Source organism: Paenibacillus sp. BIHB 4019, from assembly GCF_002741035.1.
GTDB lineage: Bacteria > Bacillota > Bacilli > Paenibacillales > Paenibacillaceae > Pristimantibacillus.
In genome coordinates this window covers 3,554,167-3,577,500 of sequence record NZ_CP016808.1, presented here as the reverse complement: position 1 = coordinate 3,577,500, position 23,334 = coordinate 3,554,167, and the positions used below count along the sequence as shown (strand labels likewise).

Below are 23,334 nucleotides of genomic sequence, written 5' to 3'. Positions count from 1 at the left end.
GGTGTTATGATTCTCGGTACAGCCGGAATCGTGCTTTGGGGACAAGCTGGTAAAATCGTTGCCGCCATTTTTATGGTTATTGGGATGATTTCCTTGCTCGTCAGCGTTGCCGTTTATTTCTGGGCAGGCATGATGTCAACCAGTGCAACGATGCTAACGTGTCCCGAATGTAATCGCCCGACGAAAATGCTCGGCAAAACGGATCGCTGCATGTTCTGCAAGACGATTTTGACACTCGATCCGGCGCAAGCCACGCATGCTCCTTCCGAATAGTACGCTGCTCTTAAAAATAAGTTACATAAGCTTAAAAGGGCGTTGCCGCCAAAAAGGGGCAGCGTCCTTTTTGCACTAAAATAGCAGCTGCTCTAGAAGAAGAAATCTGTAAATTTATATCTAGGAATAGAAGAAGGCCATCGCGTGATCAGCGATAGCCTTCTTTTTAATAAAATTGTAGAATTATCATTGCAGTTTACGTTTTTTTATTCAATGCGGTATCAATCGTTTTCCAGATCGCGTTCGTTTGAAAGGTACGCTGCCAGGTTGCTACTCCAGCTAACCCGTACTTTTTAACCAACGCAACTCTAGCTTTGATCGACAGCTCGTCCTCAATCCAGATGCGTTTCAGTGCTTCCTCTTCCTTATACTCCACATAATGCTGCCCAGCATCCCTATCGAGCACAGGCTTCAGCTTGTATTGCGTAATGATTTCTTTCACTTTATCCATGCCAAGCGCTTTAGAGCTAACCTTGGTTTCGCCATTCTCTTCGGTCTCCGTCCAAATTCGGGTATATAGCGGCATGCTCAATATAAGCTTGCTCGCAGGAACAGCATCTTCGTCCAATATTCTCTTTAAAGCTTGCTCCGTCCAAGGCAGCGAAGCAACCGAACCCGCAACCGGGCTTGTCGCCCAATGCTCGTCATAAGCCATAACCATCATATAGTCTACAACTTTGCCAAGCGCTTTACGATCGAGAAAAACAGACCACATCTCGCTGTTCGACTTAGGCGTCACATCTATAGATACGACTAGACCCGCTTCATGAAGCAGCGGCGTCAGCTCGCGGACGAACTGGACCAGGTTTTCCTTATCTTTCGTATAAACATTTTCAAAGTCTACATTAATGCCCTGCAAATGATAAAGCTCGGCAAATGCAAGCAGCTGCTGGATCATATGAAAACGCGTCTCTACAGTCGCAAGCGCCGCGCTCGTCCGATCAGGCTCAAACCCATTGCTGAAAAGCGCCCATACTTGCATCTTCTGCTCTTTGGCCCATTTTACATACACGGGATCAGCTTTGCCTTTAATTGTGCCATCCTCATCCTGAAGCTCAAACCAGGTAGGACTGACGACATTGACGCCTTGCATTTCCGGAATGGTAGCTGGATCTGGCTTGCGTTGATATACAGCTTCCCATGTAAGATTGATTTTGCTGCCTGTAACTTTCCAAGCAACAAAATCCGTTTCATTATCGCTAGGCGCAATTTGCTCCATGCTGGCAAGAGCCGTATTATCCTTAGCCATATACCCAGGATGCCCATCCGGTCCCTGCACGAGCAGCCAGCCATCGCTTTCCCCCCAAACTCTGAGCTTGCCCGCTAGTGGAACCTTCTCCACAATCGGCGCCCGAATCGTAGGCTCTGTCCGTATGGCCGCTCCTTTTTCCCGCTTCGCTTCTGCCAGTTGAATAGCCTCACCCGACTGAAGCAAGGTGACAACGCCTGAATCTGCAGCATACTCCGTCTGCAGGCCATAAAGCTCCTCAATCGGCGTTATTGGAATATAAACGACATCATCCTGCACCTCAGCTGTAATCGTCAAGTCAAACGGCTTGCGGTTCACGGTCGCTGTCAGTGAATTTGTCTGCAAACGCAGCACCTTATTCGCTGTTGTCAAAATAATCGATCCGCTATCCGCTTCATAGCGTATAGGCTGGTCTGCTCCAAGCACCTGCTGAAGCACAGGAAGCGGCAGCTTCACCTCGTTATTTTCAATAATGGCACCTTGCTTCATTACTTCGCCATGAACAACGATTGGATTTTTCACCCCATAATCGGGAATCGTCTGTTTAAAATTAGGAATGTAGCGGTCGTATACAAACCAACCCCCGCCTGCTGCCAATATAATGATTAAAAAGAGAAGCATATTCCGAGCCCCACTGCTCTTGCGGCGACGAGGAGTTCGGCGAAGCATAGTTTCCAAGCGTATCTCGCTCCTTTATAAAAGACGAAAGCGTGCATATCCGCGGTTGAACGCTTCCCTGCACGCCATCATTTTGTTAGGTTTCATTCATTCTTGAATGTTCGTTGTTATTTCTTAGCTGCCGCACAGGTAGAGCAGGAACCGTAAATTTCCATTCGATGCCCTTGCACGATAAAACCGGTCTCCTGCGATGCGACACGCTCCACCTCAAGCAACGGCGGGTATTCAAAATCAACAATTTGGCCACAGTCATTGCAAATGGCATGATAGTGCTCCGATGTATCCGCATCAAAGCGGCTGGAGTCATCCCCATAGGTCAATTCCTTAACAAGCCCCGCTTCTACAAATAACCGTAGGTTATTATATATGGTCGCCACGCTCATGCTTGGAAAATTAGGCGACAGTGATTTATAAATTTCATCGGCTGTCGGATGAGTCATCGATTCCATTAAAAAGCTTAAAATGGCATGACGCTGCGGGGTCATACGGACACCATTCATTTTTAATTGCTGCAATGCTGCATTAACGGCTCCCATTCCCCTCACGCCTTTCGTTAGTAGTTAAAGCTATTGTACGTGTTTTCAAAATGATTTGTCAATGAATGCGGTTATTGCTCCGCACCGGCATACTGTATGGCAATACTGTTATTAGCATTAATTTGCAAACGGTATTTCCCGTCTCCAACCGTACCCCGCACTGTTTTTTTGCTCACTTCGAGCGGCAAATTCGTCGTAATCGCGCCAAAAGTGACTGATCCATACACCGTGTAACTGCCATACTGCGGGACAGTCAGCTTAATTTCCCCTACGGAGCTATCAACATCCCAGTCACCGCCGACTACCGAGCTCGCCAGCTCGATGCCGCCATTTAAGGTTGCAGCCTTAACGGAGCCGCTCGCTTCATTAATGTTGATTTTCCCATTTTTCGTATCGGCTTCTATATCTCCGGAAATGCTCGTCATCTTCAAAGCCCCATTGGTCGCTTCTGCAAAAACATTACCTGTAATAGATGCTGCGGTAACAGCCCCATTTAATAAGGTTATACTCGCATCACCCGTTATATGACGAAGCGTAATCGTTCCATTATTTGCTTTTGCTTGAATGCTGCCATTTATTCCTTCTGCTAAAATTTCGCCTGTATCGCTGGAGAGCTCCACACCTCCGGGAGCATCGAGGTTTTTAATTTTAATCGGCCCATTATCGGTATGCACAAGTATAGAAAGCTGTCTCATCGGCAGTTCATCCTTCTGCTCCTCCACTTGTTGTGGCGACTGCTGGGGAGTAGATGTTGTTGTCGCGATTGAAGCAGAGGCTTGTTCCACATTATTAGACGAATTAGACGAGCTTGGATTTGGCGTATTGTTCTCCTGCGCAGTTGGATCATCCGACTCAAGATCAAGGTCAGGCTCGGCAATTTCCTCTACCTGAACATTCGGCAATCGCGGCACAGTTACGGTAATATTGATACGCGGTTTGCGCGTTCCATTGTCCCCGTAGCTGCTGCTTTTGGCCTGCAAGGTAATTTTCTCACCGCTTGATGACGCCTCAATCTTCGCTTTTTCGGCCATTTTATCAGCCTCAGCTTGATTATCGATATCAACCCATACCTCGGTATCTACACTGATATAATCATTATTCCCGCTTTGCAGCGTCACTTTGCCATTCACATTGTAAATCTGAATAGCTGTCGTCTTTTCTTCCATGGGAACAACCAGCACTTCTTTCTGATAATGAAAGCCTTTTTCCTCGCCGTAATCCTGTGCGCCATTCAAATCGACATATTGATCAATCCAGCGAAAAGGCAAATCTGCATATTGCGTTACCAAGAAACCAAAGCCTGCGATGACAACCGCTGCCATGCTTCCGATCAAATCAAGCCGTAATTGCTTACGCGTCCGCCGCTGCAATAGACTGTAGGCAACGAGCTCTCCTCCCAAACATATAAACAGCGCAGGCCACCAATAACGCATGAGCGCAAAAACATTGCTGCTGTGTATTTCATCCCACAACAGCAATCCGCCAGCAGCTGCAATAAATAATGCAGCGGTGAAGCTTCCTAGCCGAAACACCGCTGCCAGCCGCTGACGCAAAACTAAGCCTACCGCAAGCAGACCTAGAACAGGGCCTACCGCATAATTCGCCGCATCGTCAAACCAAGTGAACAGCGTAGTCGGCTGCCTAAGCATCAGCAGCAGCATAAGCAACATGCCTGCCACCATTATGAGTATGCCATCCCTAAGCTTTAAGCCGGGCTGTGTTTCCGTTCGCCGATCCAAACTTTGCAGCGCATCGTAGACGCTAATAAAATAAAATACAGGCAGCGCAAGCCCTAAGTAAACAATAAGCAGCAAATGCTTCGCGCCATCGGCATCCGCCAGACGGACAATGGTCCCGCCATCAAGCAAAATACCAGCGGCAAGCAGCAGCCCTCTCGTATATTCCCCTGTATATAAATGTCCCGCTCCCGGCCATAGAAAGGCCAGCAGCACCGTAAGCAGTCGACTTTTCCTACGTCCCGTTTTCATCCCATGCTCCTGCAAAACATGTCCTCCGTATGTGCAAGTTTATTGCTTATTATTGTACCATAGATGCCCGCCTGGCAAGACTTTTGCTTTAAAATGCAAAAAAAGAGCCGTCCAGCTAGTGGACAGCTCTTGCATAATTGGCATCAATCAACGGGCAGGTTGATTATGCTTATTTAAGCTTGCTGCAGACGCTCCAGCAGCATTTTATTAACCATTGCCGGATTCGCCTTGCCTTTTGTTTCTTTCATAATTTGGCCGACCAAGAAGCCGATTGCCTTCTCTTTGCCAGCCCGGAAATCTTCGACCGATTGCGGGTTCGATTCAATAACTTTATCGACGATGGCAATAATTGCCCCCTCATCGCTAATTTGTACAAGGCCCTGCTCTTCTACGATTTGCTGCGGCAGCTTGCCGGATTCCAGCATTTCCTTGAAGACGGTTTTGGCGATTTTACTGCTGATCGTGCCTTTCTCCAGCAACCCGATCATTTCTCCAAGCCCTTGCCCGGTAATTTTCACATCGGACAGCTCCAGGCTGTTCGAGTTCAAATACCCGAGCAAATCGCCCATAATCCAGTTGGATACAGCTTTCGCATCCTTCGTATAGGACAAGCTTGCTTCGAAAAAGTCTGCCATTTTCTTAGATGCCGTAATAACATCAGCATCATAGGAAGGCAAGCCGTAATCGCTTGTATAGCGGGCTTTACGTGCATCTGGAAGCTCAGGAATCGACGCTTTGACGCGTTCTTTCCACTCTTCGTCGATATAGAGGCGAACCAAGTCAGGGTCCGGGAAATAACGATAGTCATGCGACTCTTCCTTGCCGCGCATTGAAATCGTTTTGCCCTGCGCCTCATCCCAGCGGCGAGTTTCTTGAACAACCTTATCTCCGCCGTTCAGCACCTCGGCCTGACGCCATTGCTCATATTCAAGACCGCGCTGAACACCGCGGAAGGAGTTCATGTTTTTCAGCTCAGCGCGAGTGCCAAGCTTCTCTTGTCCATAAGGACGAAGGCTAATGTTTGCGTCACAGCGCAAGCTGCCCTCTTCCATTTTCACATCCGATACTTCGCAGTAAAGCATAATCGCTTTCAGCTTCTCTAAATAAGCTTTCGCTTCCTCAGGTGTACGAATGTCCGGCTCGGAAACAATTTCAACGAGCGGCGTGCCGACACGGTTAAAGTCAACGAGCGAGGCATAACCTCCATCAACGTGAGTCAGCTTGCCTGCATCCTCTTCCAAGTGCAGACGGGTAATGCCAATTCGTTTCGTAACGCCGTTTACTTCAATATCGATCCAGCCGTGCTCGCCGATAGGCTGATCAAATTGCGAAATTTGATAAGCTTTAGGCGAATCGGGATAAAAATAGTTTTTACGGTCAAATTTGCTGACATCGGCAATTGTGCAATTGAGCGCCATCGCCGCCTTCATTGCGTATTCAACCGCCTGCTTGTTCAGCACCGGCAGCACGCCGGGATGACCGAGGCAGACCGGGCAGGTATGCGTATTAGGCGGAGCTCCGAAAGCGGTGGAGCAGCCGCAAAAAATCTTGCTGTTGGTGTGCAGCTCAACGTGCACCTCCAGCCCGACTACCGTTTCATATTGAGTCGCTTCAGACATCGTTAATCCTCCTTAGAATTTTGCTGGGCGAGTTTACTTCGGTGGCATAAAGCATGATGAAAAAGATGCTGCGCTGCGTGAAAAGGTTGACTTTCAATCGCTGTTGCCCAATCTTTAGTTCAACCTCTTCACTCCGCTTGCCTTTATCATCTAGCTTCTATGGCAGCAAAAAAAGTAAATATCGCGTCGCAAGCTAGCTTTTATAGCAAGGTAAAACCTACATAAGACAACCTAAATAAGAAAACTTACAAGGCAAAACCTATCAGGCTAAACCTGTAAAATACCCTTACAAGCAAAATCTGCAGGTCAGCCCCATAAGGTTGAATATATTAGAGCTGCGGACGCAGCTTATGGAATTCGGTATTTTGCTCGAAGGCATGGGCCGCGCGCAGAACCGTCGACTCGTCGAAGGCTTTGCCGATAATTTGCAATCCGATTGGCAAGCCTTCCGCTTGGCCGCAAGGAATGCTGATCGCCGGAACGCCTGCAAGGCTGACCGGAATCGTGCAAATATCGTTCAAATACATCGTCAGCGGATCGCCGACCTGCTCGCCGAGCTTGAATGCTGCTGTTGGGGCAGTTGGTCCGATGACGACATCGTATTTTTCAAATACTTGGTCAAAATCCTGTTTAATGAGCGTGCGCACTTTTTGCGCTTTCAAATAATACGCATCATAGTAGCCGGAGCTAAGCGCATACGTTCCCAGCATAATACGGCGCTTAACTTCTGGACCGAAGCCTTCGCTGCGCGATTTGCGGTACAAATCAATCAGGTTCGCCGGGTTGTCTGCGCGGACGCCGTAACGAACGCCGTCGAAACGAGCCAGGTTGGATGAAGCTTCAGAAGACGCAAGCAAATAATAAGCCGCAATAGCATATTCGGTATGCGGCAGCGAAACCTCTTCCCATGTTGCGCCAAGGCTCTCATACACCTTCAGTGCATTCAAAACCGCTTCCTTAACCTTTGGATCAACGCCTTCTCCCAAATATTCCTTCGGTACTGCAATGCGCAAACCTTTGACATCTCCGGTCAAGGCAGACGTATAGTCAGGAATGCTTACGTTCGCGGAAGTAGAATCTTTTGCATCATAGCCAGCAATGGCTTGCAGCACAAATGCGGAATCCTCAACATTTTTAGTCAAAGGACCGATCTGGTCAAGCGATGAAGCGAAAGCGACAAGGCCAAAACGGGAAACAAGGCCATATGTTGGCTTAAGACCGACAATGCCGCAATAAGCTGCTGGCTGGCGGATCGAACCGCCCGTATCGGAGCCAAGCGAGAAATAGACTTGGCCTGCCGCAACGGAAGCTGCGGAAGCACCGCTGGAGCCGCCTGGTACATATTCCGTATTCCATGGATTGCGCGTCGGATAATAGCTGGAATTTTCATTCGAGCCGCCCATCGCGAACTCATCCATGTTCAGCTTGCCGATCGTGACGGATTGCGCCGATTTCAGCTTGCTGACAACCGTTCCATCATAAATCGGATTGTAGTTGTCTAGAAACTGGCTGGCACATGTTGTGCGCAAGCCTTCGGTAACGATATTATCTTTAATTCCAGCCGGAAGGCCGAAAAGCAAGCCGCGTTCAGCTCCTGCTTGAAGCTGCTTGTCCAGCTCCGCTGCATGCAGGCGTGCTCCCTCTTCATTTAGCGTAAGGAACGCTTGAATGGAAGCTTCTGTTGCTTTAATACGAGCAAAGGATTCATCAACCAGTTCAGTGACGGAAAGCTCCTTTTGGCTCAGCTTGTTATGTACATCCTGAAGACGCAAATCAAACAGTGACAAAACATGTTCCTCCCTTCAATATAAAAGCGCGGCAAGCATTTATGGCTATCGCGCTAGATCATGCGGACTATTCCAATACAGCTGGTACTTTAATCTGGCCGTCTTCTTCATCAGGCGCGTTGAGCAGCACCTTCTCAATCGGCAGCGATTCATGCGTTACATCTTCGCGCGTCACATTCGTAATCGGCAGCACATGGCTGGTCGGCTCGACGTTTTCCGTATCAAGCGAGTTCAGCTTTTCCGCATATTTTAAAATCGCATTAAGCTGCTCGGTGAATTTATCCTTCTCCTCGTCAGACAGCTCAAGGCGAGCTAAATTCGCAACATGCTCGACATCTTTAATCGTAATGCTCATGAATGTTCCTCCCCCTTCTTAAGCCTGCAATCATTCTTTCTATTATAGCCTAGAATCACATTTTGACAAAGTGCACAAACGAGGGCTAGCACGCTTTAGTTCTGCCATGCCCATTAACAGCAGATGACCCCCCCGCACCTGGCGGAAGGGTCATCTCGCAGAAGCTTATTAAATCCAAGCTTTCAAATTAACCTGCCTTATAAAATCCTTCTGGCTTTGGCCTTCAGCAGCAGCTGGCTCCGCTTCCGGGGCAGCCTCCTCGCCTCTCATTATGCGCATAAACAGCTCTTCATTATGAGTAGCCAGCGCAAAGTCGATCAGCGATTCGCGTTCGATGCGGTCAACCTCTTCTTGAAGCAACACATCCTCAAGCTCCACATCTTCATCCGGCAGCAAAAAATTGCGATTGGCGGCCGGAACGCGCACCACGTAGTCAAATACGTTGTCGGCATTGCGATCGTAAGCAATTATATAACCATATTCCCCTATGGGAAGATTTTGCTCAAAATGATCAGATATAATAATTACCTTAGCTCCCAAACTAAGCATCGTCTTCACTCCTGTCTATCGGACGCTAACCTATAACTATTATCCTACTAAAAAATAGTAGCGGTGTCCAATAGGGATTGAAAGTGTCCCCTTGCCAGCTGCGAGCCAACAAAAACATTAAGTGAAGAAGCGTCACTCGCTGTGATTCAAATTATGGTGTTCGCCCTTGTCTGGATAGTCCGTAGAAAAAAAATTCCACGAGCTGCTCCAGGCTCAGCATGTTTCCACCTACTTGATCCGGGGCTTCCCAATGCCGGCTGAGCTCATTTTTAAACATTGTAAAATAAAGCATCATCATCTCTTCGCTAATATCAGAATGAATATAGCCCTCCTGCTTGCCCATCGCAACAAAACGCTTAAAAAAAGGCACGACCTTCCGTTCATTATACCGGTCCATTAAGCTTACGAATTCAGCTTGCCCAGAAAATGCCGCCTGATGGGAATCTTCGGATAGCAACTTTAAATTTTTGGCCTCGCATAACATTATTTCTTTCGTCTTCTCAGGGAAAGGACTATCTGAACCCAGAATTCCCTCATATTGCTCCAACTGCTTATCCATCCAGTCCATAAGCATATCGAAATAGAGCTGCTCTTTGGTTTTAAAATAATTATAAATTGTTGCTGGCGAGACTTTCGCCTTATCTGCAATTTCATTCACGCTAACCTTCTGGAAGCCAAAATTAAAAAAAAGTTGGAAAGCTGCGCTATATATTTGCTCAAGTTTTTGCTGTTTCCTTCGTTCGAAGCCGTTCATCTTCTCCACCTCATTATTTAGTTTAGGGGAAGTTTTAGAGTAAATCAATAATACGGATATAAAACTATTGAAGATTATTCTTTTCGCAGTTATAATAATTTTGTAGTGATTTAATATAAATGCTACATAATTAGGAGGAGCGACTTTGAAGCCATTAAAAATCCCTTCATTTCTGCATGATGTATTGGGTGAGAAACAGAGCTTAATCGCGATTTTAAGCATTTTGCTGTTCGGAGGTTTGTTGACTGCTGCGTTATATGTAAGTTTTCCTGAGCTTACAGCAGGCTTGCCATTTTGGCGCAGTGTTTTGGCTTTATTGTTGGTTTTCGATATTTTTTCAGGCTGTCTCGCTAATTTCACCGCTTCAACAAGCAATTTTTATGCAAGCCGGAAAATTAATCGAGCTGTATTTATAGCCATCCATGTTCATATTGTGGCAGTTTCGCTGTTGCTGGACACGGCAGTCGTTTATGCTGTCAGCGTTTGGCTCTACACAATCGTAGGCGCATTCATAGTAAATGCTCTGATTGGCAAGCATACACAGCTGTTCGTTGCAGGCCTGCTTTTATCTATAGGAATGGGCGTTATGCCTATGCTGCCACACTTGGAGCCCTATATGCTCATTATTTTTTTGCTATTCATGCTGAAGGTGCTGTTTAGCTTCGCTGTCGACCATTATGGCAAAGCCTTACAGCATTCGGATAGCTAATTATGAGCCATTCTTACCATGTTGTCAGGCTTGCCAAGTCAGATAAAAAGTCCTTCCTTTCTGTCATGGGCAGCGCCTTTGCAAAAGACCCATTATTTATCTATATTTTTGGTGATCCAAAGCTCGATAATCGAGCAAGAAAAAGCACACAGGCCTTCTTGTCTTTTATATTTGATAAAACCTTCCTTCTAAATGAAGAAATATGGGGGATATACAAAAAAGAAAGCTTGCTTGGCGCATACGTCATTGAGACGCCGCACAAAAGCAAGCTTCAACAAATAAATGGCGGATTGCTGCTCTTAGGAAGGCTGCTTCCTTTATTAACGCGTATATCCCGTAAATCGCTGGGCCAGCTTAATGCCTATATGCGAGTCACCCGCACCGCTGCACCTGCCCTGCCGCATCACTACCTTATTATGATTGGCGTAAAGCCCGATGCTCAAGGTACAGGAATTGGCAAAGCTCTGCTGCTGCATGTATTAGAAACAGCGCTCGCGGACGATTATTCGCATGGCGTAGCTTTGGACACAGAAAACGACGATAATGTAAATTTATATCGCCGGTTTGCCTTTGCATTAAGCCAGGAATTACAAATTGGTCATTTGCCTGTCTATTGCATGTTTTATAAAAAAGGACAGCGAGCCTGAGCGAACATATTAAGCCAGAAGCATTGCCAGGATAGGCTTAATTTCCACCACATTATTTCCGTTGCTCCCTGCTGAACCAGTTCCATATGGGCTCTACATCGTTATGGTCAAGAACAGCTACAGTGTAATCACTCGCATTTCCCATCGTACGCACGCCTAAAGATACTAAACCTTTTCGCTGCTGCCCCCAGCTGCGTTTCACCCTCATGGCGACAATTTGCGGCCGGCGTACCAGGTAGGTGATTCTTGCAAAATTACGCCGGCGCAGTGTTAATTGACCGTTTTCCAGTCTTACTCCAGCAGCTTTATGGCAAGCCCGTCTCCATAAGTAAACAATCGGAATAAGCATCAGCGACCACAGGGCGGCTGTACCCCAGAATCCGAATGCGGCACCGCAGAGGAGAAGAGCGACAGCAAGCTCGATGCGCATGTAATAAAGCAATGCCCGCTTAGGGGCGTGGGCATCTACCTCCATTAGCTTCATCTGAGGCACAAAATGGCTAATCACATGGGCCAGCTCCCTTACTGGCACAAAAGGATGAAGCATGAGCTGTTCGTTTTTGTCAGACGAGACAACTTGAAGCTTAATTTGGGCATAACCTATCATTTGCCGGAAAATCCCCTCCTCAATGAGGACGGATTGTACCTTGTTCGGATCAAATAGATAGGCTTTTTTGTCCAGCATGCCGTATGATACCGATATTCGCTTACCTTCGCGATGAACAGCGAATCCGCTGTATTTAATAATGTACAAAATGATGGATAGTGCCCAAGCCGCTGCCAATGCGCAAATTGCGGCGACAGCAATGCCGATGACGACATAGCCGGGCACCAGGCTTTTCGATTCCGCATACAGCCTTTCAAATATTCGCATTGGAGCAAATTTCTCCAGAAAATCATCAGCAAAAGAATAAATACCCGCAATAAAGGCAAGCGCAAGACCTAAATTCATAGAAGTGGCTGCTGCCAGCAGCAGCTGTCCGTTTGTCAGGCGAAAATATGCGCTGTCTTGATCGTTAAAAGTTTGCCTTGCTCCTGTTTCTAGTTCAGAGAGGCCGTTCGCGCTATGGTTCAAGCCGCTAAACTCGCTGCTGGCTGAAATGCCATGGGCACCATCTATCGGTACTGCACTGGCTCCATGCATTGAGGTATCGGCATCTTTATCCAGCCTGATCACGCGATTGCTATCGCCTGCCTGATGAGCGGCCCTTAATACCGTTTCGTGCTGATGGGTCAGCAGTTGCTGGCGAAGCTGCTCTGCATCGCGTACAGTGAGCGCTGGCAATATGCCATCTGCTTTCTTCCCACCACCCGGCGTTTCAATTTTGAGCTCCGCTACACCAAGTATCCTCTGCAAGAACGGCTGCTCCACATTGACCGAGTGTATGCGTCCATAATAAATAGTCTTCTCATCCTTGAATAATACGCCTTTTCGAATGACGATGCGATCTGCTTCCGGTGTATAGGTGAAGGTTCGCCATTCTAGAAAGCCAAAAAACAAAGCAAGAAAAATCAACCCCACAGCTCCTGCATACCAATACCACTCCAGCCCAAGAAATCCCGATTTTCTAAGCAGAGTTATAATAATAAGCGGCAATAGTCCTTTAACAAACTGGAACAGCGTAAAAATAATAAATACTTTGTGCAGTCTTCGTGGATTATTCATGCTGATCATCCACTTTCGCAAGCTGTCCGATTTTGCGTTTCAGCTCCTCGGCTTTCTCCAATTTGAGCCCCTTAATGCGATGAATCGTGGCTGCCGTTACAACTGCTACGCTCGCCAGCTTAAACTTTCGCATAAGCGGTCCGCTTTCAAGCTCTACATGCTGGACACGAACCATGGGAACGAGCACATTTTTAATAATGATTAGCCCGTATTGCAGCTCAAGCTCTTCCGCAAACAATTCGTATTGGAATCGGCGGTAGCGAATGCTTGGCACTACCCAAATATCCAACACGCTATAAACCGCAACGGCCCCAAGTCCGATCCATAACGGAATAAGCGTCCACTCTTTCGATAGAGCCAATATCCCATAACCAAATACAATTAAGAAACCAATTGCCGCTGCAATTGCCGCCTCAATTCGGATTAATTTTACGTAATCCTTATCGACCCTCTGCGTTAAAGCCCGATTCATTTCTAGTCCCCCTATGGCAATACAATTAGCTGCTCTTTCGTTCGTGTAAGCTGGCGAGGAGCTCCATCTGTAATGACATAGCTGTTCTCTACCCCAACAACTCCCTGGCCGGGAAAAGTAAATTTCGGCTCAACTGCAAGCACCATCCCGGGAGCGAGCGGCAGATCGAAGCCGCGGGCCAGTACAGGCCATTCATCTATTTCAAGGCCAATTCCATGTCCAAGAAACTTTGCTTGATCAAGGCCATACCCCATATAATGCGCAGAAAGCCCCGCAGCGGCCGCTTGATCAAGCGAAGCGAGATAAAGTCCTGAGCATAGCGTCCCGGTAACCATCCCTTTTTCCGCTGCGCGCATCATTTCCTCCGAAGTTCGGTAAGCATGAGCAAGCTGCTCTGTAAGCTCTCCAATAACCGCAGTACGCGTCTGATCAATAATGTAGCCGTCAATACAGCAGCCCACATCAATGAGTATCGGTTCATTGCGTCCGATAACTTTGCGGCTGACGCTTTGCGGAGAAGCAGCCCCTAAACCAAGTCCGCCTGCCGGACCGTCAAAATAAGTAGGTACCGCTGCGGCAGCTCCTGACGTCACCATCCCTGTCGCTACCTCCTGATTGTAGCCGCGCATGCGCATCAAGCCGATATGCCCGCGGAGCCGAAGCTCATATTCCACTCTGGCTATCCAGGCTAGCTCTGTAATGCCCTCTTTCAACACATTCAAAGCTTCGCCTAACGCCTCATCCACAGCCTGCGCCGCTGCTTCAATTCGCTTGATTTCCCAAGGCGATTTAATCATCCGCTGTCCTCTGATAAGGGCAGAACCATCAACTAGTTCGCCTGCACCTGCCGATTGCAGCAGCTGGTTAAGCTTTAAATACGTTTGTGCTGGAAGCACATCAAGATCTACAGCCACAGTAGCAGAAGCTCCTGCCTTAAACAATTGCGGAAAACGCTCCGCAAGCGTTTGGCCGAATTGTCGGAATGAGCCTAATGGCTCCACAGCAACCAGCGTTTCCAGTCTTGCACGCTCCAGACTGCGTTTGACGAAAAACACGGGCGCGCCTTCGGCAGGAACAAAAGCGTAACCATTTTGCATCGAGCCTGTGTAATAATACAAATCTATATTTTGCGTGAGCAGCATGCCGTCAATCGCCTTCTTGCCCATCTCCAACTGAAGCTTGCTTATGCGCTCCTGAACCAAGTCATCCGGTATGTCTCTCGTTATCGTCGTCTTATCCATCGTTGTGCTCAACTCCCAAAATCATTTATCCCTCCCCTTCATTAGAACAATTTTACAAATGGCAGTCAACTGCAAGGCAACTGCCGCAAGCAGTTTTATGATCAACCTCTCCCTTTATATGTTCAAAAATCAAAAGTCAGCTCGGATACGCTTTTAATCGTCCATTCAATTGGCTCAAGCGCTGTGAACACCCTTGGGTTCATAACCTTAATGATCATGACAACACCTGGTCGGCGCAGCGTAGCTTCATAGCTGTATTGCGAATTTACGTATTGATAAGGAAAAGTATGCTCCCCGTTAATAACCTCGAAAGCTAAAACTTTAACCGGATCGTGCAGGAAGGAGCTGCCGAGCGGCTGCCCTGCTGCATCAAGCTGCAGATTGCCTTGTAAATAACGGCTTGCTGCCGCTTCGGCTGCCACTGGATCTATGCGGACGACACCGTCTCCTAGCGCAGTTTTATCGATCTGCTGCGCAGCCGCATGAACGGCGCGGTTTAACGCATGCTTGCCCTGGAAAAGCGTCTTCATCGCAATTTCCTCATCTGTTTGCATAACGTGCAGCATGAGCCAGATTGTCATCATCAGCACAATGATCGTCAGCTTATACATAGCATAACTCCCTATCGCCTGTTCACTTATTTGGTTATTCAGCTTTACATGCGCCCAAATAGGGCTGCAATTGTCTTCTTTCAAGGTACATATTCGCTCATTTTGATGCCTGTAGCGCGAAGCCTGCCATTCTCATGAGGCGGCTCCACGCCGATTAAGCGATCCAATTGAAACAGCCCCTCATAAGGATAGCTAAGCAGAACGATCAATCCTGTTCCTCGCAGCAAGGGCATAGCCGAATTCGTTGCCTGCTCGCCATTATCGGACCCTACTTCAAAAATCAGCGCTTCCGGCTTCATTCCGAACTTCGCCAGCCGCTGCCGCGACTGTTCAAGCATCTCTGGACTGATGTAGCCATACTTGCCGCTCGCCCCGATTTCCAGCAAATAATCAACCTCCTGCTGCAGTACAGCCTGGCGCACAATCAGCACATGTTTATAAATAGGCGAGAACATCAGCCAGCATAAAATCGTTGAGAACAGCACAAATACTAAAATGCTCTTCATGGGCTCATCGTCCTTATATAGCTGCTTGTGGCATCACCGGAGCGTTCGAGCTGTTTTTTCATTCCTTGATCCCCTTCTGCAGCTCCAGAGTAAATCATAACGATCGTCACAAGCAGCAAAATGGCTGCCAGCAGGCTCCTCATCGCCTTCCCCCTCTCCTTGCCGCTAACGCTGGCCATAAACCCTACTGCAGCAGCTTGCTGATTTTTTCATTGGTAGCGTCTCCTTGCGATTGGATTTGGCTGCTGGTGCCAGTCGTATCCTTAGCAATAATGCCGTTGAAAAGCAAAATAACGACAACTAACAGCATAACGGTCATTAAAATATTGCGCATTGCGAATTCACCTCCTTTTGCAAGTTGGATATTTATAATCCTCAGCCCAATGATGCGAACAGCTTCTGCCCCTCCATCACCCATGGATAAATAAAAACTTGAAACGTATATAAAATAGGAACTCCCGCAAGCATAAAGAGCAAATACGACGCTGTCTCCTTGCGGCTGTCTTTGGCAAGCTCCAGCTTCTCCTTATACTCCTGAATGCGGTCACGCAAAAGCATATAATACTCCTCGCTGTCATCGATGCGAAGCGAATCAATGGTCTCTACAAAGCTCATCCCGTCATCCGTTCCCATTCTGAGCTTGAATTGGCGCAATGCCTGTTCGGCATCGTGATACCATTCCGCCAGCAATCGCTCCAAATCGCTGCGAAGCGTTCTTGTATACGGGATGCAGCGGGTCATCTTCGTATGAATATGCAGCGACGAATCAGCCAAATAAAGCAATTGATTGCTCATTACATAAATTTCCTTAGTCATGCGTTCCGATCGAAGCTTGCGCAGCAGCCGCAGCCATGGCAAATCCCAAAGCAGCAAAATCCAGCAAAAAACGAGCAATGCGGTTAAATAGGCCATTATGCTGTCCTGGCCCTGACCCGCACTTACAGTTAAACAGATAGAAATGCTTATTAGCCATACAATAAGCAGCAATTTGCGAGCAGCTACGTACCAACCGGGGTCTACTTCCACTCCGCATCCGGCGAGCAGCATTTCCCGGTCGACATAGGATTGTTGTTCCCTTGAGAGCTTAAGCTTGCTAAGCCATCCATCCGGTATTTTTCTTGACCGCCATTTGATTCCGGTGAGATGCAGCCAGCGCGGCTTCTTCTGCGGCAGCAGCCTGAGCATAGCGGCCACTGCAATAAATCCGAATACAAACTGGGCCGCAATTGCTCCAGTACGCACGCCGATTTCGACCCAATGATGCATCGCAGCCTCGCCTCCTTTCCTGCCTGCATATACGTAATGCACAGCAGCTTACATTTTTTTTCGAGATAGCCATAGTCCCATTAAAAAGGAGCCAAATATGAGCAGCAGCGCATTTAAAAGCATATCTCTGCCCTTCGCGTCCAGAACGTAATAATAGTAGGCATTCTGCTCGTTATAATGCATATTGATGCCAATAAATAAAGCCAAAAACAGCACCGGCGTAAAATTGGCAATGCGGATTTCCAGCAGCCGATTCCGTTCCTGTTCATTCGCCCGCCGCGCATTGCGCATATCCGTCAGCAAATCTTTGAGGCCATCTGCCATCGGCACGCCTTCGGCAAGAGCAACGCGCAAAATATTAGCGAAGTAATCCGCCCACGTATGCCCAAGCGATGCAACAAAAATCCGCAAACTCGCTTCATCATCACCACGGACAGACAAATTGCGATATAGTTGCTCAAAAACGGCTTTCATCGGGCCGAGCAGCCTCCTTTCATCAACCGTTCGCTGCAGCGCTGCCCTCACCTGCACCCCGCCGTTCACCAAATAACACTGATAAAACAGCTCAATGGCGGGCAAAAATTCGACCTGTGTCTGCATTTGACGCTGGACGAGCAGCGCTCGCAGCACTGTATATGGCAAGCAGCCCAGTACAAACCCGAACAACAAGGTGCCTTTTATCGTCTGAAAAAACAATCCGCCAGCGGCCAGCCCAATCAGCAGCAGCAGGCCCGACAAGCATAAAAATGCCAATGGCTGCAGCTTGATCTGGAGCGCCTCTAATAAATCGGCAAGCGGACGATAGAGCTTGTCCATCCGCTGCAGTCGCTGCTCCAGAAGGTGGCGGAAGCGCCCTCGCTGCCGATAGGCTAGTCTAGCTAACCGCTCATGCCTCTCCATCCACAAGATAAGCAAAACAGCAACCATAATAAACAGGAACAAAAATAGCAGTACACCGCCTCCAATTACATACAGCCTAGTCAAAAAACAAACCTCCCCTCGCCAGCTTCTTCATAGCTCGCTGCGAAGGCCTCTGCGGATATTGCCACTGCTCCAGCGCTTCATCATAAACGGCCCAATCCCGCACTTTCACCTCGTTGTCCGCCCAGCCTATTTCAGCAAGGCGCGATACGACGCGCCGCCCTCTAATGTTGCGCATTTCAATTCCAATCTCCACCACATATTCGGCTATCCGTTTGGTCAGTCGTTCCGGATTCATGCCGCGCCCATCCAGCATGCACATATCGGTGATCGTCTCCGGCACATCCTCCAGCGCATTCGCATGCACGGTTGTCATGCTGCCGGAATGTCCTCTCGTGCAGGCTCTCACATAAATGTTCGCATCGCTGTCCCGAATCTCCGCATGCACGATGCGCTGAGGAGATTGCCTAAGGGCCAATTTAAACGCCCGGCTGGCCTGGTGCTGGGGGTCGTCCTCGTCGGCTTCATATTCGACGATATTTTTCGCTGGAAAGTCTCTTCCGAGCATCATTTCGAAGCGCCCTTCAATGGTAATGATCCGCTCCTCATCAGGCAGGCTTGCAATTAGCGCCTTCATGAAATGGGTTTTGCCGGAATTCGTCGGCCCAATAATAATAAGATTGAATCTCGCATGCAGCACAGCTTGCAGCATGGCAAGCATCGCATGACTTATCGTTGCGTATTCCGGCTCGCAAAGTACAGGCAGGCCAAAGCTTTTAACTGTAAAAAAGCGAATTGTCAGCGTCGGCTTCGAGGTGAAACCGAATCCCGTCATCGTGACGCGCGAGCCGTCGCTCAGCATGACCTCCGCCCAGCGCTTTCGCGGGGTAAACCGATCATTGTTATACAGCACCAAGTTGCTCTGAATACGCTCAACATCGCGAACGCTTGCAAATTGATGCTTCGACATAACAGCCTCGCCACTGCGAACCTCATAAATTTGCGTGCCTACGACCTGCACCTCCTCCAGCCCATCCTTATGCTGCAAAATGAGTTCAAGCACATTCAGCCCAATAACCTCAGCGAACAAGGCCTCAGCAAGCGTTTGATAGGGATGATGATCACCATCTTGATTATGAATGCGCAGTCGCCGCAGCCGATCATTAATAACTGCATAAATCTGTTCCCGCTCTGGCATAAACCCAAGAACAGCACGATTCAGCGTCTCATTATACTGCCTTCGCTCCTCATCATTCAGCCCACGCGGCGCTGCCAAAAAAGCTTTCATCTCATCAGCGAGCCTGTCAAAATCCGCTTCATGTGACGAATCTGGCAGGTGCGCGTCTTCGCCCTCTCCTTCCTTGCTTCCAGTCGCCCCCACTCTCAACTGGGCTGAATAATCAAAAGGAGAAAACCGGCTGTCCCCCGCCTTCAAGAGCGGGCCTCATTGCGATGCGAGAGCAGCTTGCGATACCAAGGCTGCAGCTTAAAAGCAGGAGCTATAGTCCGAATGCCATATCGCTGCATTAACTGCTGCGATGGTTTTTTCATTGCAGTCCTGCCCAACTGATCTTCCCCCAGCCATTGACCAAGCTTGCCGCTGTCCATATGGATAAATGTATCCTTCGTCATTTGCATTTCACCTAGCTTCACCGTACCCATTTCCTTGCAAATATCTTTCATTCGATAGCCTCCTCTGCCCCATGGGGGCTCTATAATAACGGTATTGTATTGATCAGCTGTCAGGCCGAATAACGGAGAAATTTGTGTGATCCAGCGTCTTCCATCCTCCTGAAAATGGGAAAGCGCACCGGTCGTGACTACAATTCGCGTACTCGCCAGCCGCAATGCACAAACGGTAGCTGCATTATCCCAATAAGCGCTGACATCCATAAAAAGCACCTCAAAGGTTTGCCCTGCAATATGGATCAAATGCTCGGCCTCTTCAGGCGTAAAAAATTCGGCCTGATCACGCACAACATTGCCGAACAGCACTCGCAAATTCTCTCTTCCTTCAACCACATGCATAGCACTCTTCAATCTTCCCGGTGTCAGCGAGCCTGATTGCAGCTCAGGCCGCAGCTTGTCGAGCGTGCTTTGCGGCTCCTTGATGCCGAGGTAGCGATGGAGCTTCGCGCTCTTAAGATGCAGGCATAAATAGCCGACATGCAGGCCGCTGGCTTCGGCCATTCGGTATGCAGCCGCAAAAGCCGCTGTCGTCGTCCCAATATTAGGCGTCGTTCCCACAAAGGCAATGAGCGGTATTCGCTGCTCCATCAAGGCTGCTCCTCCTTCATTTCATCTACAACATTGAGCGATTCCGGACTGAAAGCAATGACAAGCTTTTGGCTTCCATCCTTGCAATAGCCATCAACTGCAAGCCACTGCCTCTCGGTCAGATTGAGGTTTATGTAATCGATCATGCCATTGGCCTCACGCCGGGAGGCGTACATCTTTTCCTTATCCCCGTCCGCTAAGGAGAGCAGATTCGGATCGTCCATATTATCAATTTCAACATTGCCTGAGGATTTGACCGACGCTACTGTAATTGCCTGATCAAACAGGCGCCCGGCACTTTCTCCTTCACCGGATAAATACAGCACCACCTTATCCCCTGCGCGAATGCCGTTAGAGATGGAGCGTACATAATCGCGCGGAATTTGGAAGGTCGACTCGCCGCTGCCCGGCAGCAGGTGAAAGCGGTCGATTTTCCAACCGAGAATCGGTTCCTGCTTGCCGAGCGGTACAATCGTCTCCATTCCCGCAGCAGTGGCAGCATCCAGCAGCATCCCATTGTCGTAAGCGGCTTTCGGTACATACCGGTAAGCGAGATCCTCTGCCAGCAAAGTTGCGCCAGCCATAATAAAACGCTTGGGCACGACGACAGCAACCATTTCTTGACGCTGCAATTGCAGCTGCTGAATCTGGAACAGGCCGTATACAAGCGCACCCGACAACAGCGCAGCCAGCACACTGATCCAAATATTCCTTCTTCTATTCATTCCTTCCCCCTTCCGAGCCATTAGCAGACAACAAAAAAAGAACGCAGCAGCAGCCTGTAAAAGGCTTAACTACTAGCGTTCTTCGCTAAATATTGCTCATATGTTATTGGTTTGTTTCTTGATTAACCACATAATAGCAAAGGATACATTTCTTGTCCATCTTTTTTTATAATAAATTTTCAAACGCCGTTCATGCACAAATGCGCTCCCCTACAGCATCAACGGATGCTATAAAAAAGCGCATTTACACAGGATTTAGCCCGTGGCTGTCGCCATCCTCTGGCGGCGCGGCACGTTTCATTCCGAGAAATATAAGCCCATTATAAGTGTGAAACTTATAAATGCTTATATTTTTAAAAATCAATCAGGCCTACACTAATCAATAGCGCATCATCGACCTTACGCATCGTTTCATCGTCCAAATGCGTAATTTTGTCGGTCAGCCGCTGTTTGTCGATCGTTCGAATCTGCTCAAGCAGAACGACGGAATCCCGGTCAAAGCCATGTGCAGCCGCGTTCATTTCTACATGTGTAGGGAGCTTCGCCTTCTGAATCTGCGCGGTAATGGCCGCCACAATGACGGTCGGACTAAACCGGTTGCCGATATCATTCTGAATGACAAGAACAGGCCGCACTCCTCCCTGCTCCGATCCGACGACAGGTGACAGATCAGCAAAGAACACGTCTCCACGTTTTACGATCAAGCTCTACACCCCGCTTACAAGACGGCCGAGCGTGTGATCAGCCTCTACCTCCGCTTGAAAAGCTTCCGAGGCCATGTTCAAGTTGATTTTCGCCATCTCCAGATACCCACGCTGCATGGACTCGCGGATTTGCCGTTTCTTTCTTTCCACAAGGTACAGCTTCATAGCCTGCCTAATAAATTCACTGCGGTTAGAGTTCTCCTTAGCTACGATACCGTCAACCTCCTCCAGTAAATGATCCGGCAAGCTAATCATGATCCTCTTGGTGTTCTGCACATTGGCCACCGAACAAGCACCTCCAAAACTTTTCCACAACCTTTAATACACATTATTGCAATAATAAGGCCCCTCTATACTTCAACATATCTATGTCAGCGATATATCAAATATGCTGTACGAACATGACGTACTTTAGCGTCTTTAAACCCGACCTAGCATTAATTCGAGACAAATGGTGAAATCCCTCTTTTTTTGCGTAAAAATGGCATTTGAAATTTTTCCCGAACGCTCATGCTGTCAAATTAAAGGATTTACGACGGATAGCGCCTTTCCATCCTTAAAATAGACACGCGGTACACGAGCGGCCAGCATGCAGGTAACCTCATAATTAATCGTATCGAGCTGCTTCGCAACCTCTTCTGCAGAAATCCGCGCATTGCCCTGCTCGCCAATGAGTACAACCTCTTCGCCTTGCTCTACGGCTTCTCCAGCTTCCGTCGCCGCCGCATCAAGCGCAATCATGCACTGATCCATACAGATCGTCCCGCGGACAGGGACCTTTACGCCACGAACGAGCGCTTGCGCTTTGCCTGTCAGCATCCGGCTAAAACCATCGGCATAGCCAATCGGGAGCGTGCCAATCCGCTCCTCGCCCTGCGTCACATAACGAGTGCCGTAGCTGATGCCCCAGCCAGAAGGTGCATTTTTCACCATGACGATTTCTGTCTTAAGCGACAATACAGGCTCCAGCTGCAGCTCATCATGACGCACCTCATCCGAAGGGTAAAGGCCATACATACTAATGCCTAGCCGCAGCATATTGCCTGCAAGCTCCGGCGTATCCATGCCTGCAGCGCTGTTGGCCGCATGAATGATCGGAATCGGCAGCTTCTGCTGCAACACATAACGAACGACTTCCTGAAAACGCTCATGCTGCAAAATCGTATAGCTTTTGTCATGCTCATCCGCACGGGCGTAGTGGGTAAACAACCCTTCGACCTCGAGCTGGGGAACGGAAAGCGCCTTTTCAATAAAAGGGATAGCCGCATCCGCTCCAATGAGCCCAAGCCGTCCCATGCCGGAATCTACTTTAATATGAACCTTTAGCTTATTATTAAAATGATCCTCATCCGGAGCTGGCAGCTTGGACGCTGCCTCTAATACATCCTCGCGAAACAAGGCTATCGTAATATCATGTTTTCTTGCCAGCCACAGCGCATCTGCTGCAACATAGCCAAGCACCAATATAGGGATGGAAATGCCTGCCCGTCTCAGCTCCAATGCTTCATCCAGAAAAGCGACCCCTAAATAATCTACTCCGCTGCTCGCAGCTTCCCGTGCAATTTCCACCGCTCCATGGCCATAAGCATTGGCTTTCACAGAAGCCATCAGGCGTACGCCCTCGCCCATATGCGCTCGAAACACGCTCAAATTGCGGCGCAGCGCATCCAAAGAAATTTCTACCCGTGTTGGGCGATAATACCCCTCCAAGTCGTTCACCTTCTCCTTATCCGGCAGCCCCATACATGAAGGCCAGTAAACATCAATAGTATTAATGTTATACGTTGCCGTGAGGACTGTC

26 protein-coding genes (1 of these 26 only partly in view) are annotated in these 23,334 nt (G+C 48.4%); 3 read left to right on the top strand and 23 right to left on the bottom strand.

Annotated elements, in window-relative coordinates:
• Positions 1–273, top strand: the 3' portion of a protein-coding gene (locus BBD42_RS15300; protein WP_231594383.1) for a YgzB family protein. Its footprint begins 78 nt before the window's first position; only the last 273 of its 351 coding nucleotides appear in the window; its start codon lies beyond the left edge, outside the window; it ends in the stop codon at positions 271–273.
• A gap of 196 nt (positions 274–469) precedes the next feature.
• Here the strand turns inward: BBD42_RS15300 and BBD42_RS15295 are convergent, their stop codons facing one another.
• The 8 genes from BBD42_RS15295 to BBD42_RS15260 all read right to left on the bottom strand — a co-directional run bounded on the left by BBD42_RS15295 (position 470) and on the right by BBD42_RS15260 (position 9,788).
• Positions 470–2,143 carry a glycosyl hydrolase family 18 protein gene (locus tag BBD42_RS15295; RefSeq protein ID WP_237163486.1) on the bottom strand — a complete coding sequence of 558 codons (1,674 nt, stop codon included), beginning with the start codon at positions 2,141–2,143 and terminating at the stop codon, positions 470–472.
• 164 nt (positions 2,144–2,307) lie between these two features.
• Positions 2,308–2,736, bottom strand: coding sequence for a peroxide-responsive transcriptional repressor PerR (gene perR / locus BBD42_RS15290; protein ID WP_056043983.1), 429 nt, complete (start codon positions 2,734–2,736; stop codon positions 2,308–2,310).
• A gap of 71 nt (positions 2,737–2,807) precedes the next feature.
• A complete protein-coding gene (locus tag BBD42_RS15285) occupies positions 2,808–4,724 on the bottom strand; it encodes a DUF4097 family beta strand repeat-containing protein (protein WP_150131556.1) in 1,917 nt (638 codons plus the stop codon).
• A 173-nt stretch (positions 4,725–4,897) separates the two neighbouring features.
• Entirely contained in the window at positions 4,898–6,343 is a 1,446-nt protein-coding gene (gatB, locus tag BBD42_RS15280; protein ID WP_099518849.1) for an Asp-tRNA(Asn)/Glu-tRNA(Gln) amidotransferase subunit GatB, read from the bottom strand.
• Positions 6,344–6,672: 329 nt separating this feature from the next.
• Entirely contained in the window at positions 6,673–8,130 is a 1,458-nt protein-coding gene (gene gatA / locus BBD42_RS15275) for an Asp-tRNA(Asn)/Glu-tRNA(Gln) amidotransferase subunit GatA (RefSeq protein ID WP_099518848.1), read from the bottom strand.
• Positions 8,131–8,197: 67 nt separating this feature from the next.
• The gene (gatC, locus tag BBD42_RS15270; protein WP_056043972.1) at positions 8,198–8,485 is read right to left on the bottom strand and encodes an Asp-tRNA(Asn)/Glu-tRNA(Gln) amidotransferase subunit GatC; all 288 of its coding nucleotides are present in this window, start codon (positions 8,483–8,485) and stop codon (positions 8,198–8,200) included.
• Between the two features lie 168 nt (positions 8,486–8,653).
• Positions 8,654–9,034: an ATPase gene (locus BBD42_RS15265; protein ID WP_099518847.1), complete on the bottom strand. Its 381-nt coding sequence runs from the start codon at positions 9,032–9,034 to the stop codon at positions 8,654–8,656.
• A gap of 151 nt (positions 9,035–9,185) precedes the next feature.
• Positions 9,186–9,788 carry a TetR/AcrR family transcriptional regulator gene (locus BBD42_RS15260; RefSeq protein WP_099518846.1) on the bottom strand — a complete coding sequence of 201 codons (603 nt, stop codon included), beginning with the start codon at positions 9,786–9,788 and terminating at the stop codon, positions 9,186–9,188.
• 145 nt (positions 9,789–9,933) lie between these two features.
• Here BBD42_RS15260 and BBD42_RS15255 point away from each other — a divergent pair, with 145 nt between their 5' ends.
• Positions 9,934–10,497, top strand: a complete 564-nt coding sequence (locus BBD42_RS15255) for a hypothetical protein (protein ID WP_099518845.1) — start codon at positions 9,934–9,936, stop codon at positions 10,495–10,497.
• 2 nt (positions 10,498–10,499) lie between these two features.
• The gene (locus BBD42_RS15250; RefSeq protein ID WP_099518844.1) at positions 10,500–11,144 is read left to right on the top strand and encodes a GNAT family N-acetyltransferase; all 645 of its coding nucleotides are present in this window, start codon (positions 10,500–10,502) and stop codon (positions 11,142–11,144) included.
• 52 nt (positions 11,145–11,196) lie between these two features.
• Here the strand turns inward: BBD42_RS15250 and BBD42_RS15245 are convergent, their stop codons facing one another.
• From BBD42_RS15245 to alr, 15 genes are all read right to left on the bottom strand, one after another.
• On the bottom strand, positions 11,197–12,810 hold the full coding sequence (locus BBD42_RS15245) for a PH domain-containing protein (protein WP_172455507.1): 1,614 nt from the start codon (positions 12,808–12,810) through the stop codon (positions 11,197–11,199).
• A complete protein-coding gene (locus BBD42_RS15240) occupies positions 12,803–13,282 on the bottom strand; it encodes a PH domain-containing protein (RefSeq protein WP_099518842.1) in 480 nt (159 codons plus the stop codon). Before BBD42_RS15240 ends, BBD42_RS15245 begins: the two co-directional genes overlap by 8 nt.
• An 11-nt stretch (positions 13,283–13,293) precedes the next feature.
• Positions 13,294–14,523, bottom strand: coding sequence for a M24 family metallopeptidase (locus BBD42_RS15235; protein WP_099518841.1), 1,230 nt, complete (start codon positions 14,521–14,523; stop codon positions 13,294–13,296).
• Between the two features lie 122 nt (positions 14,524–14,645).
• The gene (locus BBD42_RS15230; protein ID WP_099518840.1) at positions 14,646–15,134 is read right to left on the bottom strand and encodes a hypothetical protein; all 489 of its coding nucleotides are present in this window, start codon (positions 15,132–15,134) and stop codon (positions 14,646–14,648) included.
• 80 nt (positions 15,135–15,214) lie between these two features.
• Positions 15,215–15,640: a hypothetical protein gene (locus tag BBD42_RS15225; RefSeq protein WP_099518839.1), complete on the bottom strand. Its 426-nt coding sequence runs from the start codon at positions 15,638–15,640 to the stop codon at positions 15,215–15,217.
• The gene (locus BBD42_RS31800) at positions 15,637–15,783 is read right to left on the bottom strand and encodes a hypothetical protein (protein WP_155973668.1); all 147 of its coding nucleotides are present in this window, start codon (positions 15,781–15,783) and stop codon (positions 15,637–15,639) included. Before BBD42_RS31800 ends, BBD42_RS15225 begins: the two co-directional genes overlap by 4 nt.
• A 41-nt stretch (positions 15,784–15,824) precedes the next feature.
• Positions 15,825–15,974, bottom strand: coding sequence for a hypothetical protein (locus BBD42_RS31795; protein WP_172455506.1), 150 nt, complete (start codon positions 15,972–15,974; stop codon positions 15,825–15,827).
• Positions 15,975–16,015: 41 nt separating this feature from the next.
• Complete coding sequence (locus tag BBD42_RS15220; protein ID WP_099518838.1) at positions 16,016–16,906, bottom strand: hypothetical protein; 891 nt, start codon at positions 16,904–16,906, stop codon at positions 16,016–16,018.
• 48 nt (positions 16,907–16,954) lie between these two features.
• A complete protein-coding gene (locus BBD42_RS15215) occupies positions 16,955–17,890 on the bottom strand; it encodes a type II secretion system F family protein (protein ID WP_237163485.1) in 936 nt (311 codons plus the stop codon).
• Complete coding sequence (locus tag BBD42_RS15210) at positions 17,883–19,262, bottom strand: ATPase, T2SS/T4P/T4SS family (RefSeq protein WP_099518837.1); 1,380 nt, start codon at positions 19,260–19,262, stop codon at positions 17,883–17,885. The genes BBD42_RS15215 and BBD42_RS15210 overlap by 8 nt, the downstream gene beginning before the upstream one ends.
• Positions 19,259–20,104 carry a CpaE/TadZ family protein gene (locus BBD42_RS15205; protein WP_099518836.1) on the bottom strand — a complete coding sequence of 282 codons (846 nt, stop codon included), beginning with the start codon at positions 20,102–20,104 and terminating at the stop codon, positions 19,259–19,261. Before BBD42_RS15205 ends, BBD42_RS15210 begins: the two co-directional genes overlap by 4 nt.
• Positions 20,104–20,829: a CpaB family protein gene (locus BBD42_RS15200; RefSeq protein WP_099518835.1), complete on the bottom strand. Its 726-nt coding sequence runs from the start codon at positions 20,827–20,829 to the stop codon at positions 20,104–20,106. The genes BBD42_RS15205 and BBD42_RS15200 overlap by 1 nt, the downstream gene beginning before the upstream one ends.
• 353 nt (positions 20,830–21,182) lie before the next feature.
• Positions 21,183–21,533 (bottom strand): type II toxin-antitoxin system PemK/MazF family toxin, encoded by a 351-nt coding sequence (locus tag BBD42_RS15195; protein WP_046233824.1) that lies wholly within the window; start codon positions 21,531–21,533, stop codon positions 21,183–21,185.
• A 3-nt stretch (positions 21,534–21,536) separates the two neighbouring features.
• On the bottom strand, positions 21,537–21,818 hold the full coding sequence (locus BBD42_RS15190; RefSeq protein WP_046233825.1) for a CopG family ribbon-helix-helix protein: 282 nt from the start codon (positions 21,816–21,818) through the stop codon (positions 21,537–21,539).
• A 231-nt stretch (positions 21,819–22,049) separates the two neighbouring features.
• Positions 22,050–23,243 carry an alanine racemase gene (gene alr / locus BBD42_RS15185; RefSeq protein ID WP_099518834.1) on the bottom strand — a complete coding sequence of 398 codons (1,194 nt, stop codon included), beginning with the start codon at positions 23,241–23,243 and terminating at the stop codon, positions 22,050–22,052.
• Between the last annotated feature and the right edge of the window lie 91 nt (positions 23,244–23,334).